At 70.8% G+C, this 16,031-nt stretch carries 12 protein-coding genes; 6 read left to right on the forward strand and 6 right to left on the reverse strand.

All coding sequences use genetic code 11. The annotated features are described in order from the left end of the window. Positions 1 to 59: 59 nt before the first annotated feature. On the reverse strand, positions 60 to 1,061 hold the full coding sequence (gene corA, locus QHG49_RS27850) for a magnesium/cobalt transporter CorA (RefSeq protein ID WP_167532148.1): 1,002 nt from the start codon (positions 1,059 to 1,061) through the stop codon (positions 60 to 62). A 62-nt stretch (positions 1,062 to 1,123) separates the two neighbouring features. Here corA and QHG49_RS27855 point away from each other — a divergent pair, with 62 nt between their 5' ends. The 4 genes from QHG49_RS27855 (at position 1,124) to mshC (ending at position 4,612) form a co-directional block, all read left to right on the forward strand. Next, positions 1,124 to 1,810, forward strand: a complete 687-nt coding sequence (locus tag QHG49_RS27855; protein ID WP_301491687.1) for a histidine phosphatase family protein — start codon at positions 1,124 to 1,126, stop codon at positions 1,808 to 1,810. Between the two features lie 97 nt (positions 1,811 to 1,907). Beyond that, positions 1,908 to 2,498 carry a DUF3090 domain-containing protein gene (locus QHG49_RS27860; RefSeq protein ID WP_145483636.1) on the forward strand — a complete coding sequence of 197 codons (591 nt, stop codon included), beginning with the start codon at positions 1,908 to 1,910 and terminating at the stop codon, positions 2,496 to 2,498. Continuing rightward, positions 2,462 to 3,289, forward strand: coding sequence for an SCO1664 family protein (locus tag QHG49_RS27865; RefSeq protein WP_145483639.1), 828 nt, complete (start codon positions 2,462 to 2,464; stop codon positions 3,287 to 3,289). Before QHG49_RS27860 ends, QHG49_RS27865 begins: the two co-directional genes overlap by 37 nt. 93 nt (positions 3,290 to 3,382) lie before the next feature. Beyond that, complete coding sequence (gene mshC / locus QHG49_RS27870) at positions 3,383 to 4,612, forward strand: cysteine--1-D-myo-inosityl 2-amino-2-deoxy-alpha-D-glucopyranoside ligase (protein ID WP_301491688.1); 1,230 nt, start codon at positions 3,383 to 3,385, stop codon at positions 4,610 to 4,612. 185 nt (positions 4,613 to 4,797) lie between these two features. On the opposite strand, the gene QHG49_RS27875 is transcribed toward mshC, so the two are convergent. The 5 genes from QHG49_RS27875 to QHG49_RS27895 form a co-directional block, all read right to left on the reverse strand. Then, positions 4,798 to 5,727: a PAC2 family protein gene (locus QHG49_RS27875; protein ID WP_145483644.1), complete on the reverse strand. Its 930-nt coding sequence runs from the start codon at positions 5,725 to 5,727 to the stop codon at positions 4,798 to 4,800. A gap of 226 nt (positions 5,728 to 5,953) precedes the next feature. Further along, entirely contained in the window at positions 5,954 to 7,570 is a 1,617-nt protein-coding gene (locus QHG49_RS27880) for a glycerol-3-phosphate dehydrogenase/oxidase (RefSeq protein WP_145483647.1), read from the reverse strand. A gap of 48 nt (positions 7,571 to 7,618) precedes the next feature. Further along, on the reverse strand, positions 7,619 to 9,157 hold the full coding sequence (gene glpK, locus QHG49_RS27885) for a glycerol kinase GlpK (protein WP_159699897.1): 1,539 nt from the start codon (positions 9,155 to 9,157) through the stop codon (positions 7,619 to 7,621). A gap of 72 nt (positions 9,158 to 9,229) precedes the next feature. After that, the gene (locus QHG49_RS27890) at positions 9,230 to 10,021 is read right to left on the reverse strand and encodes an MIP/aquaporin family protein (RefSeq protein WP_145483652.1); all 792 of its coding nucleotides are present in this window, start codon (positions 10,019 to 10,021) and stop codon (positions 9,230 to 9,232) included. A 353-nt stretch (positions 10,022 to 10,374) separates the two neighbouring features. Next, complete coding sequence (locus QHG49_RS27895; RefSeq protein WP_159699894.1) at positions 10,375 to 11,139, reverse strand: IclR family transcriptional regulator; 765 nt, start codon at positions 11,137 to 11,139, stop codon at positions 10,375 to 10,377. A gap of 313 nt (positions 11,140 to 11,452) precedes the next feature. On the opposite strand from QHG49_RS27895, the gene metH reads away from it, so the two are divergent. Together metH and QHG49_RS27905 are read left to right on the forward strand one after the other, a co-directional pair. After that, complete coding sequence (metH, locus tag QHG49_RS27900; RefSeq protein ID WP_301491689.1) at positions 11,453 to 14,968, forward strand: methionine synthase; 3,516 nt, start codon at positions 11,453 to 11,455, stop codon at positions 14,966 to 14,968. Between the two features lie 182 nt (positions 14,969 to 15,150). Continuing rightward, positions 15,151 to 15,852 (forward strand): HAD family phosphatase, encoded by a 702-nt coding sequence (locus QHG49_RS27905; RefSeq protein ID WP_301491690.1) that lies wholly within the window; start codon positions 15,151 to 15,153, stop codon positions 15,850 to 15,852. Positions 15,853 to 16,031: the final 179 nt, after the last annotated feature.

The raw sequence follows: 16,031 nt of genomic DNA on the forward strand, positions 1-16,031 counted from the left end.
ACGAGCGGTTACGACTCCCCGGCCCCTTCTTGCCGGGCCGCCCCCGCGGCCGGGGCGGCTCACAGCCACTCGCGGCGCTTGAACAGCCGGTACAGGACCACCTCCAGCAGCGCCATCACCACGATCACCGCCGGGTACGACCACAGCCAGTGCAGTTCGGGCATGTGGTCGAAGTTCATGCCGTAGATCCCGGCGATCATCGTGGGCACCGCCGCCATCGCCGCCCAGGCGGAGATCTTGCGCATGTCGTCGTTCTGCCGCACGCTCGTCTGCGCCAGATGCGCCGAGAGCACGTCCGACACCAGCCGGTCCAGGCCCTCCACCGACTCGTTGACGCGGGCGAGATGGTCGCCGACGTCCCGGAAGAACGGCCGCGCCTCCTCGTGCACGAACGGCACCCCGCTGCCCGAGCCGAGCGGCCCCGTCCCCGCCAGCCGGTTCAGCGGCACCGTCAGCGGCCCGGTCGCCCGGCGGAACTCCACGATCTGCCGCTTGAAGCCGTAGATCCGCGAGGCGGTGTTGCGCGCGCCGCCCCCTTCGGGCCGGAACACCTCCGCCTCCACCTCCTCCAGATCCGTCTGGAGCTCGGTCGCCACCTCCAGGTACCGGTCCACGATGGCGTCGGCGATCGCGTACAGCACCGAGGTGGGCCCCTTGTGGAGCATCTCCGGCTCCTCCTCCAGCCGGTGCCGCACCGCCGCGAGCGGCGACGCCTCACCGTGCCGCACCGTCACCACGAAGCAGTCGCCGACGAAGACCATCACCTCTCCCGCCGAGACCGTGTCGCTCGCCGGTTCGTACCCGACCGGCTTCAGCACCACGAACAGCGAATCCTCGTACACCTCCAGTTTGGGCCGCTGATGAGCCTTGAGGGCGTCCTCCACCGCCAGCGGGTGCAGCCCGAACTCCTGGGTCACCAGGTCGAACTCCCGCTCGGACGGCTCGTACAGCCCGATCCACACGAACCCGCCCGCCGCCCGCGCCTCGGCGAGCGCGTCGGACAGATCCTCCGGACCCTCGGTCCGCTTTCCATGCCGGTAGATGGCACAGTCGACGATCACGGAGCGCATTCTCCCTTCACGAGATCACCGGCGCACCATCTGATGCGCCTACCCTGGTCCGCATGCCCACGCTGATCCTCGTAAGGCACGGACGTTCCACCGCCAACACTTCCGGCGTGCTCGCCGGCTGGACGCCGGGGGTCTCCCTGGACGAGCGGGGCACCGCCCAGGCCGCCGCCCTGCCCGCCCGCCTCGCCGCCCTGCCGCTGGCCGAGATCGTCACCAGCCCGCTCCAGCGCTGCCAGGAGACCCTGGCCCCGCTCCTCGCCGCCCGCCCCGGCCTGACCCCCCACACCGACGACCGGATCGGGGAGTGCCACTACGGCGACTGGTCCGGCCGCAAGCTCGCCGAGCTCAAGGACGAGCCGCTGATGGAGGTCGTCCAGGCCCACCCCTCCGCCGCCGCCTTCCCCGGCGGCGAGTCCATGCGCGCCATGCAGACCCGCGCCGCCGAGGCCGTACGCGAGTGGAACGCGCGCGTCGAACGCGACCACGGCGCCGACGCCACCTACCTGATGTGCTCCCACGGCGACATCATCAAATCCCTGGTCGCCGACGCCCTCGGCCTCCATCTCGACCTCTTCCAGCGGATCTCCGTGGAGCCGTGTTCCGTGACCGCGATCCGTTACACCCGGCTTCGCCCCTTCCTCGTCCGCCTCGGCGACACCGGTGATCTCGCCTCGCTCGCCCCGCGCGAGGCGCACCCCGACGGCGACGCACCGGTCGGTGGCGGTGCGGGCGCACCGTGATCGTCGCCCGCAGTAGGGTGAAGCGGTCCGCGCCGCCGCGTATCCGCAGCGGCCCGCACACGCACCGCCGTAACTCTCGACCCAATGGAGACAGGACGTGTCCCGTCAGGTGTTCCTCTACGATCCGCCGGACCGCTTCGTGGCCGGCACGGTCGGACTGCCCGGACGCCGTACGTTCTTCCTCCAGGCCATGGCGGGTCCCCGGGTGACCAGCGTGGCCCTGGAGAAGACCCAGGTCGCCGCGCTCGCCGAGCGCATGGACGAACTCCTGGACGAGGTGGTGCGCCGCAGCGGCGGCAGCGCCTCCGTCCCGGCCATGGCGCCCAACGAGATCTCCGACACCGCCCCGCTGGAGACCCCCGTCGAGGAGGAGTTCCGGGTCGGCACCATGGCCCTGGCCTGGGACGCCGAGGAACAGCGCATGGTCGTGGAGGCGCAGGCCCTGGTGGAGCTGGACGCCGACACCGAGGAGGACCTCGCCGAGGCCGAGGAACGGCTGCTCCAGGACGAGGAGAACGGACCCCCGATGCTGCGGGTCCGGCTGACCGGCGCGCAGGCCCGTGCCTTCGCCAAGCGCGCCCTCGACGTCGTCAACGCCGGGCGGCCGCCGTGCCCGCTGTGCAGCCTCCCGCTCGATCCGGAAGGACACGTATGCCCGCGCCAGAACGGATACCGCCGCGGGGCGTGACCGCCGCCGACCCGGGCGCCGCCGAACTGCTCGCCCGCGGTGAGCTGACCGTGCGCGGCCGCATCCGCGACGCCTCCAACGCCGCCCTGTACTGCACCGTCGCCCAGGACGGCCGGGAAGCCGGCTGCGTCTACAAGCCGGTGGCGGGGGAGCGGCCCCTGTGGGACTTCCCCGACGGCACCCTCGCCGCCCGGGAGGTCGCCGCCTACGAGGTCTCCGAGGCCACCGGCTGGGGCCTCGTCCCGCCCACCGTGCTGCGCGACGGCCCCTACGGCGAGGGCATGTGCCAGCTGTGGATCGAGGTCTCCCCGGAGCCCGAACTCCTCGCCCTGGTCGACGGCGAGGAGCCCGAGCCCGGCTGGAAGGCCATCGGCTTCGCCGAGGTCGGCGAGGGCCGCACCGCGCTGCTCGTGCACGCCGACGACGAGCGGCTGCGCCGGCTCGCCGTCCTGGACGCCGTGATCAACAACGCCGACCGCAAGGGCGGCCATCTGCTGCCCACCGCCGACGGCCGGCTCTACGGCATCGACCACGGGGTCACCTTCAACGCCGAGGACAAGCTGCGCACCCTGCTGTGGGGCTGGGCGGGCGAGCCCCTCACCGCCGAGGCCGTCGGGGTCCTCAAACGGCTCGGCGACGCCCTGGACGGCGATCTGGGCGAGCGCCTCGCCCCGCTGATCACCGCCGCGGAACTGGACGCCACCCGCGCCCGCGTCGCCGCCCTCCTCGCCTCCGGGCTGCACCCGGAACCCGGCGGGGACTGGCCGGCGATCCCCTGGCCGCCCGTGTGAGCACAGTGCGGCCGAAGATACAAGAGCGCCCGACCGGCCATCCGGCTCGATCCCGGTCGTGTGTGCCTCGCGCGGCCGGTTAGGCTCATGTACATGCATGCCTGGCCCGCTTCCGAGGTCCCCGCCCTGCCTGGTCAGGGCCGCGACCTGAGGATCCACGACACCGCGACCGGCGGCCTGGTCACCCTCCAGCCCGGTCCCGTCGCCCGTATCTACGTCTGCGGTATCACCCCGTACGACGCGACCCACATGGGTCACGCGGCGACCTACAACGCGTTCGACCTCGTTCAGCGCGTGTGGCTCGACACCAAGCGGCAGGTCCACTACGTCCAGAACGTCACCGACGTCGACGACCCGCTCCTGGAACGCGCGGAGCGCGACGGCGTCGACTGGGTCGCTCTCGCCGAGAAGGAGACCTCCCTCTTCCGCGAGGACATGACCGCCCTGCGGATGCTCCCGCCCCAGCACTACATAGGCGCCGTCGAGGCGATACCGGGCATCGTCCCGCTCGTGGAGCGGCTGCGCGACCTCGGCGCGGCCTACGAACTGGAGGGCGACGTCTACTTCTCCGTCGAGTCCGACCCGCACTTCGGCTCGGTCTCGCACCTCGACGCGGCCGCCATGCGGCTGCTGTCCGCCGAGCGCGGCGGCGACCCGGACCGCCCGGGCAAGAAGAACCCGCTCGACCCGATGCTGTGGATGGCGGCCCGCGAGGGCGAGCCCAGCTGGGACGGCGCCTCCCTCGGCCCCGGCCGGCCCGGCTGGCACATCGAGTGCGTGGCCATCGCCCTGGACCACCTCGGCATGGGCTTCGACGTCCAGGGCGGCGGCTCCGACCTCGCCTTCCCGCACCACGAGATGGGTGCCTCGCACGCCCACGTGCTCACCGGCGAGTTCCCGATGGCCAAGGCGTACGTGCACGCCGGCATGGTCGCCCTGGACGGCGAGAAGATGTCCAAGTCCAGGGGCAACCTGGTCTTCGTCTCCCAGGTCCGGCGCGGTGGCGTCGACCCGGCCGCGATCCGCCTCGCCCTGCTGGCCCACCACTACCGGGCCGACTGGGAGTGGACCGACCAGGTCCTCCAGGACGCCGTCGACCGCCTCGACCGCTGGCGCGCCGCGGTCTCCCGCCCCGACGGCCCCTCCGCCGACGCCTTGGTCGAGGAGATCCGCGACGCCCTGTCGAACGACCTGGACTCCCCGACGGCACTTGTCGCGGTGGACCGCTGGGCCGAGCGCCAGCACACCGGGGGCGGCACGGACACGGGCGCCCCGGGCCTGGTCACGAGGGCGGTGGACGCCCTCCTGGGCGTTGCTCTGTAGACCCCGCCGACCCCCGCGCCCCCGAAGGGGCGCGGGGAACGGCGCGATCGACCACAACGGTCCCGCCGCCACCCGACCGGCGTCGAGCGGCACCCCGTAGCGCATCGGCGACAAGCCTCGAAGACAGGCATCGGCGACAAAAAGAAGGGGCGGCCCCCAACCCGGGACCGCCCCTTCGCCGTACCTCAGTCCTCCGACCCGTCACCCTCGTCATCGCCGGCCGAACCGCCGGAGGCATCCGCGTCGGGCTTCGACGGGCGCGCCTTGCCGCCCGGCGCGTCCCGGCGCCGCAGATACCGCTCGAACTCCCGCGCGATCGCCTCGCCGGACGCCTCCGGCAGCTCCGCCGTGTCGCGGGCCTCCTCCAGCGTCTGGACGTACTCCGCGACCTCGCTGTCCTCCGCGGCCAGCTGGTCCACGCCCACCTGCCAGGCCCGCGCGTCCTCCGGCAGCTCGCCCTGCGGGATGCGCAGGTCCAGCAGATCCTCAAGACGGTTGAGCAGTGCCAGGGTGGCCTTCGGGTTGGGCGGCTGGGAGACGTAGTGCGGCACCGCGGCCCACAGCGACACCGCCGGCACCCCGGCATGCGTGCACGCCTCCTGGAGGACCCCGACGATGCCCGTGGGCCCCTCGTACTTCGTCTCCTCCAGGTCCATCCGCTGCGCCAGTTCCGTGTCCGAGGTGACCCCGCTGACCGGTACCGGACGTGTGTGCGGGGTGTCGCCGAGCAGCGCGCCCAGGACGACCACCAGCTCCACGCCCAGTTCGTGCGCGAAGCCGAGCAGCTCGTTGCAGAACGAGCGCCATCGCATGGACGGCTCGATGCCCCGCACCAGCACCAGGTCGCGCGGCTTGGCACCGCCGACACGGACCACCGAGAGCCGGGTCGTCGGCCAGGTGATCTTGCGTACCCCGTCCTCCATGAACACCGTCGGCCGGTTCACCTGGAAGTCGTAGTAGTCCTCGGCGTCCAGCGCCGCGAACACCTCGCCCTTGAACTCGCGTTCCAGATGCGCGACCGCCGTGGAGGCGGCGTCACCGGCATCGTTCCAGCCCTCGAACGCGGCCACCATGACTGGGTCGATCAGCTCGGGAACCCCCTCCAGCTCGATCACCCAGTGCCTCCTTCCGACGTGCCCTTGCATGACTCACCAACCTTACGGCGTCCGGCAAGGGCGTCCGCAGTCCCCTTGTAGGGGGCAGTGAACGGATCACTGCCCCGCCCTCCCCGCTCGAACACCCCTCGCGCCCCTGATAAAGCCCGGACCCGGGACGGGCGCGCGGAAGGGGCGGCCCGTGCGTACGGCGCCGCCCCTTCCCCGCGTCGGTGTCCGACCGGGACTACTTCTCGTCGAGCAGACCCTGGACCTTCGCCCGGACCTCGTCCGTGGCCAGGCCGCGGATGGTCAGCGTGGTACGGCGGCGTAGCACGTCGTCCGCCGTCTCCGCCCACTCGTGGTCACGGGCCCACACGACCTGCGCCCAGATCTCCGGCGCGTCCGGGTGCACCCGCTGCGCCAGATCCGGGTTCTCGTTCGCCATGCGGGCGATGTCGAAGGCCAGCGAGCCGTAGTGGGTGGCCAGGTGCTTCGCGGTGTCGGCGGCCATCCGCGGACCGGGGGCCGGACCGTCCACCAGCAGCCGGTGCGCGACCGCGCGCGGGTTGGCGACACCGGGCAGCGGCAGCTTCTTCGGCAGCGAGGAGATCGGCTCGAAGTCGTCGCCCAGCGGGTGGCCCGGCAGCGCCTCCAGCTTCTTCATGATCGTACGACCGATGTGGCGGAACGTGGTCCACTTGCCGCCCGCGACGGACAGCATGCCGCCCTTGCCCTCGGTCACCACCGTCTCGCGCTTGGCCTTCGCGGTGTCACCGGGACCGCCCGGCAGCACCCGCAGACCCGCGAACGCGTACGTGATCAGGTCCTTCTTCAGCTGCTGGTCCCGGACGGAGAACGCCGCCTCGTCCAGGATCTGCGCTATGTCCTTGTCGTTGACCGAAACATCGGCCGGGTCCCCCTCGTACTCCTCGTCGGTGGTGCCGAGCAGCAGCATGTCCTCCCAGGGGAGGGCGAAGGTGATCCGGTACTTGTCGATCGGGGTGGCCAGCGCGGCCTTCCACGGCGAGGTCCGCTTCAGGACCAGGTGCGCGCCCTTGGACAGCCGGATGGACGGCGCCGCGCCCGGGTCCTCCATCTTGCGCAGGTGGTCGACCCAGGGGCCGGTCGCGTTCAGCACCAGCCGGGCGTCGACCCCGAACTCGTCACCGGAGGTACGGTCCTTCAGCTCCGCGCCCGTCACCCGGCCCCGGGTGAAGCGCAGGCCGGTGACCTCGGCGTGGTTCAGGACGACCGCGCCCGCCTCGACGGCCGCGCGGACCGTCATCAGCGCCATGCGCGCGTCGTTCATCTGGTCGTCGCCGTACACGGCCACGGCCTTCAGGTTCTCGGTACGCAGCTCGGGCACGTCCTGCGCCGCCTTGGCGGGGGAGAGCAGGTGGCCGACGCCGTCGCCGAACGCGGACAGCGCCGAGTAGGCGAAGACGCCCGCGCCGAGCTTCGCCGCGCCGTGCGGGCCGCCCTTGTACACGGGGAGGTAGAAGGTCAGCGGGTTCGCCAGGTGGGGAGCCACCTGACGGGACACCGCGCGGCGCTCGAAGTGGTTCTCCGCCACCAGCTTCACCGCGCCGGTCTGCAGGTAGCGCAGACCGCCGTGGAGCAGCTTGGAGGAGGCGGAGGAGGTGGCACCGGCGAAGTCGCCGGCATCGACCAGCGCCACCCTGAGCCCGGACTGCGCGGCATGCCAGGCGGTGGAGATGCCCAGGATGCCGCCGCCGATCACAAGAAGGTCGTACGACGCCTTGGAGAGCTGCTCCCTGGTCTCGGCGCGACTCGGGTTGGAGCCGGAGGCCGGGCGCGTTCCCAGGGCAGGCACGGACTGCAGGGTGGACTGACTGGTCATGTGGGGTACTTACTCCTCGTCAGAGCGGTCTGAGCCGAGAGAGGCCGCTCAGTTCTCGTCCTCGATCCAGCCCATGGTCCGGTCGACGGCCTTGAGCCAGTTCTTGTACTCACGGTCGCGGGTCTCCGCGTCCATCTGGGGGGTCCACTCGGCGGCCCGGCGCCAGTTGGCGCGCAGCTCGTCGGTGCTGGACCAGAAGCCGACGGCGAGGCCGGCGGCGTAGGCGGCGCCGAGGCAGGTGGTCTCGGCGACCATCGGGCGCACCACGGGTGCGTCCAGGACGTCGGCGAGGGTCTGCATCAGCAGGTTGTTGGAGGTCATGCCGCCGTCGACCTTCAGGGCCACCAGCTCGTCGCCGGAGTCCTTCACCATGGCGTCGGCGATCTCCCGGGTCTGCCAGGCGGTGGCCTCCAGGACGGCGCGCGCGAGGTGCGCCTTGGTGACGTACCGGGTCAGACCGGCGATCACACCGCGGGCGTCGGAGCGCCAGTGCGGGGCGAACAGGCCGGAGAAGGCCGGCACGAAGTAGGCGCCGCCGTTGTCCTCGACCGAGAGCGCGAGCGTCTCGATCTCGGCGGCGGTGGAGACCAGGCCCATCTGGTCGCGCATCCACTGCACCAGCGAACCGGTGACGGCGATCGAGCCCTCCAGGGCGTAGACCGTGGGCTGGTCGCCGATCTTGTAGCCGACCGTGGTCAGCAGACCGGCGTACGAGTTGATGATCTTGTCACCGGTGTTCATCACCATGAAGGTGCCGGTGCCGTAGGTCGACTTGGTCTCGCCCTCGGAGAAACAGGTCTGGCCGAACAGGGCCGCCTGCTGGTCGCCGAGCGCGGAGGCGACCGGGATGCCGCCCAGCAGGTCGCCGAGCTTGCCGCCGGTGACCTCGCCGTAGACCTCGGCGGAGGAGCGGATCTCGGGGAGGATGCCCAGCGGCACACCGATCGACTCGGCGATCTTCTCGTCCCACTGCATCGTGTGCAGGTTCATGAGCATGGTGCGCGAGGCGTTGGTGACGTCGGTGACGTGCCGGCCGCCGTTGACACCGCCGGTCAGGTTCCAGATGACCCAGGTGTCCATGGTGCCGAAGAGGATGTCCCCGGCGGCGGCGCGCTCCTTGAGGCCGTCGACGTTGTCGAGCAGCCAGCGGGCCTTGGGGCCGGCGAAGTAGGAGGCCAGCGGCAGGCCGGTCTCGCGGCGGAAGCGGTCCTGGCCCACGTTGCGGGCGAGCTCCCGGCACAGGGCGTCGGTACGGGTGTCCTGCCAGACGATGGCGTTGTGGACGGGCTCACCGGTGTTCTTGTCCCACAGCACGGTCGTCTCGCGCTGGTTGGTGATGCCGATGGCCTTGATGTCGTCGCGGGTGATGCCGGCCTTCTCGACGGCTCCGGCGACGACCTCCTGGACGTTGGTCCAGATCTCGTTGGCGTTGTGCTCGACCCAGCCCGGCTTCGGGAAGATCTGCTCGTGCTCCTTCTGGTCGACGGAGACGATACGGCCGTCCCGGTCGAAGATGATGCAGCGCGAGGAGGTGGTGCCCTGGTCGATCGCCGCGATGAAGGGGCCTGCGGTGTGGGCGTCGGTCACTGTGTGCTCCTGAGGTCCGTGGTTGAGGGGCTGAACGTACGGCGCGTGCGCGAATCCCCGGTGGGGGTTTCGTCAGAAGGCGACGTTGTAGATACCCGCCGCGATGGCGGCGCCGATCAGCGGGCCGACCACCGGGATCCAGGCGTAGCTCCAGTCGGAGCCGCCCTTGTTGGGCAGCGGCAGCAGGGCGTGCACGATGCGCGGGCCGAGGTCACGGGCCGGGTTGATCGCGTAGCCCGTCGGGCCGCCGAGGGACAGGCCGATGGCCACCACCACGAAGGCGGTGATCAGACCGCCGAGCGCGCCGAGGCCGTTGCCGTTGTTGTTCAGGCCCTGAGTGAGGACCGCGAGGATCAGCACGATGGTGCCGATGATCTCCGTGACGAGGTTCTGCACCACGTTCCGGATCTCCGGGCCGGTGGAGAAGATGCCGAGCACCGGTCCCGCACCCTGCTCCTGGGCCTCGACCGCCTTGGCCGTCGTGTCCTGGGCGCCCGGACCGCCGACGATCTCCTTGTCGGTGAGGTGCGCGTGGAACTGCCCGTAGTAGGCGAGCCACACCAGGACCGCACCGATCATGGCGCCGAGCAGCTGGCCGCCGAGGTAGTACGGAACGTTGCTCCAGTCGCTGTTCTTGATGGCCAGGGCGACGGTGACGGCCGGGTTCAGATGGGCGCCGGAGAGCGGCGCGGAGATGTACACGGCCGTCATGACGGCGAAGCCCCACCCGAACGCGATGGCGACCCAGCCGGCGTTACGGGCCTTGGAGGCCTTCAGCGTGACGGCGGCGCAGACGCCACCGCCGAGCAGGATGAGTATGGCGGTACCGAGGGTCTCGCCGATGAAGATGTCGGAGCTGGACACCCGCGACTCCTTTGTCCTTCGTCCAGGGGTGAGCGAACCCCGGTCCCACCGGGGGTTCTGGTGCCCTCGGGGTGAGAGCGATACCGGCCCTTGGCGTTGTCACACTCTAACGCGTATTACCGATAGGTGTTCGACAATGCCGACCGATGGACGGGAGTCTTGCTTCGGTGTTACGCGTGCGTCAAGAGTTCTCTTATCGAAAACCGGATCGTTATTGATCGTTGTCGGCTATCACTCTTCGCTACACTATGTAGTTTTAGCCCCACTTTGTCCCTTTCAGGGTAGGCCGAGAGCCGGAACGCCGCCCGGCGTCCCGGTCCTACCCACAACAGAGCGTGATCCCCCGGGGACCCTCAGAACCGCCCGGCACCCAGGTCCCGGGAGACCGCGCGGGCGCAGTCACGCACCGCGGCGATCAGCTCGGGCCGCAGCTCGCCGTCCCGGCACAGCCGCTCCACCGCACCCGTGATGCCGACGGCACCCACGGGCATCCGGCGCCGGTCGTGGACCGGCGCGGCGATCGACGCCACGCCCTCCCACGTCTCCTCCACATCGGCCGCGTAGCCCCGCGCGCGCGTGAGGTCGAGGATGTGCTCGAACTCCGCCGCGTCGCACACCGTGCGGTCCGTGAACGCCTTGCGCTCCGCCTCCAGCGCCTCGCTGTGCGCCACCGGGTCGTACGCCGACAGCACCTTGCCCAGCGCCGTGCAGTGCAGGGGCTGCATGGCCCCGATCTCCAGCACCTGCCGGCTGTCGTCGGGCCGGAAGACGTGGTGCACGATCAGCACGCCCTGCTGGTGCAGCACCCCCAGGTGCACGCTCTCCCCGCTGGAGCGGGCCAGATCGTCCGTCCACACCAGGGCGCGCGCCCGCAGCTCGTGGACGTCCAGATAGGTGGTGCCAAGGCGCAGCAGCTCCGCGCCCAGCTGATAGCGGCCCGAGGCGTCGTCCTGCTCCACGAACCCCTCCTGCTGGAGGGTGCGCAGGATGCCGTGCGCGGTGCCCTTGGCGAGGCCGAGCGAGGAGGCGATGTCGGACAGCCCGAGCCGTCGCTCGCCGCCCGCGAGCAGCCGCAGCATCGCGGCCGCGCGTTCGAGCGACTGGATGTTCCGTGCCATCGCCGTCCTGCCTCCGTCCCCTTCGACTGCCGAACACATCTCTGGGCGAAGCGCCGCCGACTGCCTGCGCTCCGCTACCACCGTTCGGCAATGTCGAACACTACCGGTCCATGTCGACCTCCCGCTAATGGTCGGTCGACACCTGTTACATCACTGGTGGCCCGGACGTGGCGCCGGGGCCATCCGCGTCCGTCCCGTGGACGCCTGTGCCCATCCAAGCCCACTCCCGGCTAGTCTGGCGCCGTGCGGCCCTCCCGCCCGGCGTGGGGGTACCGCATAGCCGACAGCCGTCGCACCTTCAGGGAGCCCTTACATGGCCTCGTTGCCAACGTCCCCTATCGCCGACAGCCGGACCCGTGCGTCCGCGCTCCGAGAGGCGCTCGCCACCCGCGTGGTGGTCGCCGACGGAGCCATGGGCACCATGCTCCAGGCCCAGGACCCGACCCTGGACGACTTCCAGCAGCTCGAGGGCTGCAACGAGATCCTCAATCTCACCCGCCCCGACATCGTCCGCTCGGTCCACGAGGCCTACTTCGCCGTCGGCGTCGACTGCGTCGAGACCAACACCTTCGGCGCCAACCACTCCGCCCTCGGCGAGTACGACATCTCCGACCGGGTCCACGAGCTGTCCGAGGCCGGCGCCCGGGTCGCCCGCGAGAGCGCCGACGCGTTCACCGCCCGCGACGGCCGCCCCCGCTGGGTCCTCGGCTCCATGGGCCCCGGCACCAAGCTGCCCACCCTCGGCCACGCGCCCTACCCCGTGCTGCGCGACGCCTATCAGGCGAACGCCGAGGGCCTGATCGAGGGCGGCGCCGACGCGCTCCTCGTGGAGACCACCCAGGACCTCCTCCAGACCAAGGCCTCGGTCATCGGCGCCCGCAGCGCCCTGGCCGCCCTCGGCCTGGACGTCCCGGTGATCGTCTCGGTCACCGTCGAGACCACCGGCACCATGCTCCTCGGCTCCGAGATCGGCGCGGCCCTCACCGCGCTCGAACCGCTCGGCATCGACATGATCGGCCTGAACTGCGCCACCGGCCCGGCCGAGATGAGCGAGCACCTGCGCTACCTCGCCCGCAACGCCCGCATCCCGCTGTCCTGCATGCCGAACGCCGGTCTGCCCGTCCTCGGCAAGGACGGCGCGCACTACCCGCTGACCGCCCCCGAGCTGGCCGACGCCCAGGAGACCTTCGTCCGCGAGTACGGCCTCTCGCTCGTCGGCGGCTGCTGCGGTACGACCCCCGAGCACCTGCGCCAGGTCGTGGAGCGCGTCCAGGGCCTGACCCCGCCGGCCCGCGACCCGCGCCCCGAGCCGGGCGCCGCGTCGCTGTACCAGTCGGTGCCGTTCCGGCAGGACACCTCGTATCTGGCGATCGGTGAGCGGACGAACGCGAACGGGTCGAAGAAGTTCCGTGAGGCGATGCTGGAGGCCCGCTGGGACGACTGTGTGGAGATGGCGCGGGAGCAGACCCGCGAGGGCGCGCACATGCTCGACCTGTGTGTGGACTACGTGGGCCGCGACGGCGTCGCCGACATGGCGGAGCTGGCCGGACGCCTCGCGACGGCGTCGACGCTGCCGATCGTGCTGGACTCCACCGAGGTGAACGTCATCGAGGCCGGTCTGGAGCGCCTGGGCGGGCGCGCGGTGATCAACTCGGTGAACTACGAGGACGGTGACGGCCCCGAGTCCCGCTTCGCGAAGGTCACCGACCTCGCCCGCCGCCACGGCGCCGCGCTGATCGCGCTGACGATCGACGAGGAGGGCCAGGCCCGCACGGTCGAGAACAAGGTCGCGATCGCCGAGCGCCTGATCGCGGATCTGACCGGCAACTGGGGCATCCTGGAGTCGGACATCCTGATCGACACCCTGACGTTCACGATCTGCACGGGTCAGGAGGAGTCCCGCAAGGACGGTGTCGCCACGATCGAGGCGATCCGGGAGCTGAAGCGCCGCCACCCGGACGTGCAGACCACACTGGGCCTGTCGAACATCTCCTTCGGCCTGAACCCGGCCGCCCGCATCCTGCTCAACAGCGTCTTCCTGGACGAGTGCGTCAAGGCGGGCCTGGACTCGGCGATCGTGCACGCCTCGAAGATCCTCCCCATCGCGCGTTTCAGCGAGGAGGAGGTGCGGACGGCGCTCGACCTGATCCACGACCGGCGCGCCGAGGGCTACGACCCCCTCCAGAAGCTCATGCAGCTGTTCGAGGGGGCGACGGCGAAGTCGCTGAAGGCGGGCAAGGCCGAGGAGCTGGCCGCGCTGCCGCTGGAGGAGCGTCTCAAGCGGCGGATCATCGACGGTGAACGCAACGGCCTGGAGGCCGACCTGGACACCGCGCTCCAGGACCGTCCCGCCCTCGACATCGTCAACGAGACGCTGCTGGACGGGATGAAGGTCGTCGGTGAGCTGTTCGGCTCGGGGCAGATGCAGCTGCCGTTCGTGCTCCAGTCCGCCGAGGTGATGAAGGCCGCGGTCGCCCACCTCGAACCCCACATGGAGAAGTCCGACGCGGACGGCAAGGGCACCATCGTGCTGGCCACCGTGCGCGGCGACGTCCATGACATCGGCAAGAACCTCGTCGACATCATCCTGTCGAACAACGGCTACAACGTCGTCAACCTGGGCATCAAACAGCCCGTCTCCGCGATCCTGGAGGCCGCCGAGGAACACCGCGCCGACGTGATCGGGATGTCCGGGCTGCTGGTGAAGTCCACGGTGATCATGAAGGAGAACCTGGAAGAGCTCAACCAGCGCGACCTGGCGGGCACGTACCCCGTCATCCTCGGCGGTGCCGCCCTCACCCGCGCCTACGTCGAACAGGACCTCCACGAGATCTACCAGGGCGAGGTCCGCTACGCCCGCGACGCCTTCGAGGGCCTGCGCCTCATGGACGCCCTCATCGGCGTCAAACGCGGCGTCCCCGGCGCCAAACTGCCCGAGCTGAAGCAGCGCCGGGTCCGCGCCACGGCCCCCGTCGAGGTGACCGAACGCCCGGAGGAGGGGCACGTCCGCTCCGACGTCGCCACCGACAACCCCGTGCCCGCCCCGCCGTTCCGGGGCACCCGCGTCATCAAGGGAATCCAGCTCAAGGAGTACGCCTCCTGGCTGGACGAGGGCGCCCTCTTCAAGGGCCAGTGGGGGCTGAAGCAGGTCCGTACCGGCGAGGGACCGTCGTACGAGGAACTGGTCGAGACCGAGGGCCGGCCCCGGCTGCGCGGACTCCTCGACCGGCTCCAGACCGAGAACCTGCTCGAAGCGGCCGTGGTCTACGGCTACTTCCCGTGCGTGTCCAAGGACGACGACCTCATCGTCCTGGACGAACAGGGCAACGAGCGCACCCGGTTCACCTTCCCCCGCCAGCGCCGCGGCCGCCGCCTGTGCCTGGCCGACTTCTTCCGCCCGGAGGAATCCGGCGAGACCGACGTCGTCGGCTTCCAGGTCGTCACCGTCGGCTCCCGGATCGGCGAGGAGACGGCCAAGCTGTTCGAGGCCAACGCCTACCGCGACTACCTCGAACTGCACGGCCTGTCCGTCCAGCTGGCCGAGGCCCTCGCCGAGTACTGGCACGCACGGGTGCGCACCGAACTCGGATTCGGCGGCGAGGACCCCGCCGACATCGAGGACATGTTCGCCCTGAAGTACCGCGGCGCCCGCTTCTCCCTCGGCTACGGCGCCTGCCCGGACCTGGAGGACCGCGGCAAGATCGCGGCCCTGCTGGAGCCCGAGCGGATCGGCGTCCACCTCTCCGAGGAGTTCCAGCTGCACCCCGAGCAGTCCACGGACGCCATCGTGATCCACCACCCGGAGGCGAAGTACTTCAACGCCCGCTGAGGCATATGTCAAGGGCATGGAGAAGCGCCCCCCGGGCCACACCCGGGGACTTCGGGAATACCCCGGGCCACCAGCGATAAACGACGCGCTTCGCCGCGCGGAGTCGTACACTGGTCGGTCCACCGCAGGCCGGTTCCCCGCAGGGGAGCCGGCCTGAACGTCCCTCAAGGAGGTGCGCCCGGATGACCAGCACGGTCCCCGCGCTCGGAACCCGTTCGGCCGAAGGTTCCGCACTGCAAGCGGTCCTCCTCGACATGGACGGCACCCTGGTGGACACCGAGGGCTTCTGGTGGGACGTCGAGGTGGAGGTCTTCGCCGCCCTCGGCCACACCCTGGACGACTCCTGGAAGCACGTCGTGGTCGGCGGCCCGATGACCCGCAGCGCCGGCTTCCTCATCGAGGCCACCGGCGCCGACATCACCCTCGCCGAACTCAGCGTCCTGCTCAACGACGGCTTCGAGGCCCGCATCAGCACCGGCCTGCCCCTCAAACCCGGCGCCGCCCGGCTGCTCGCCGAACTGCACCAGCACCGCATCCCCACCGCCCTGGTCTCCGCCTCCCACCGGCGCATCATCGACCGCGTCCTCGCCGTCCTCGGCCCGCACCACTTCGGCCTGACCATCGCCGGCGACGAGGTCAGCCGCACCAAGCCCTTCCCCGACCCCTACCTCCTCGCCGCCGGCGGACTCGGCGCCCACCCCGCCCGATGCGCCGTCGTCGAGGACACCGCCACCGGCGTCGCCGCCGCCGAGGCCGCCGGCTGCCACGTCGTCGCCGTACCCTCCCTCGCCCCCATCGGCCCGGCCGAACGACGCACCGTCGTCTCCTCCCTCGAACACGTCGACCTCGCATTTCTGCGCGGCCTGATGACGGAAATGCCCTAGCCGTTCACCCAGCGTGCAAAGCCCATTGACCGCGGCCCGCGAATAACCGCGGAAGTGCATCCGGGGAAATTCACGGCATGCCCGCACGGCCGAATTCGGCCGGCACCCCGCGCAGTTGAAGTTGTGACGTTCGCCACCCCCGGGCCCCTCGACAAGGGTTGACGAGTATGCAGACCCGC

It is taken from the genome of Streptomyces sp. WP-1, from assembly GCF_030450125.1.
Taxonomy (GTDB): domain Bacteria; phylum Actinomycetota; class Actinomycetes; order Streptomycetales; family Streptomycetaceae; genus Streptomyces; species Streptomyces incarnatus.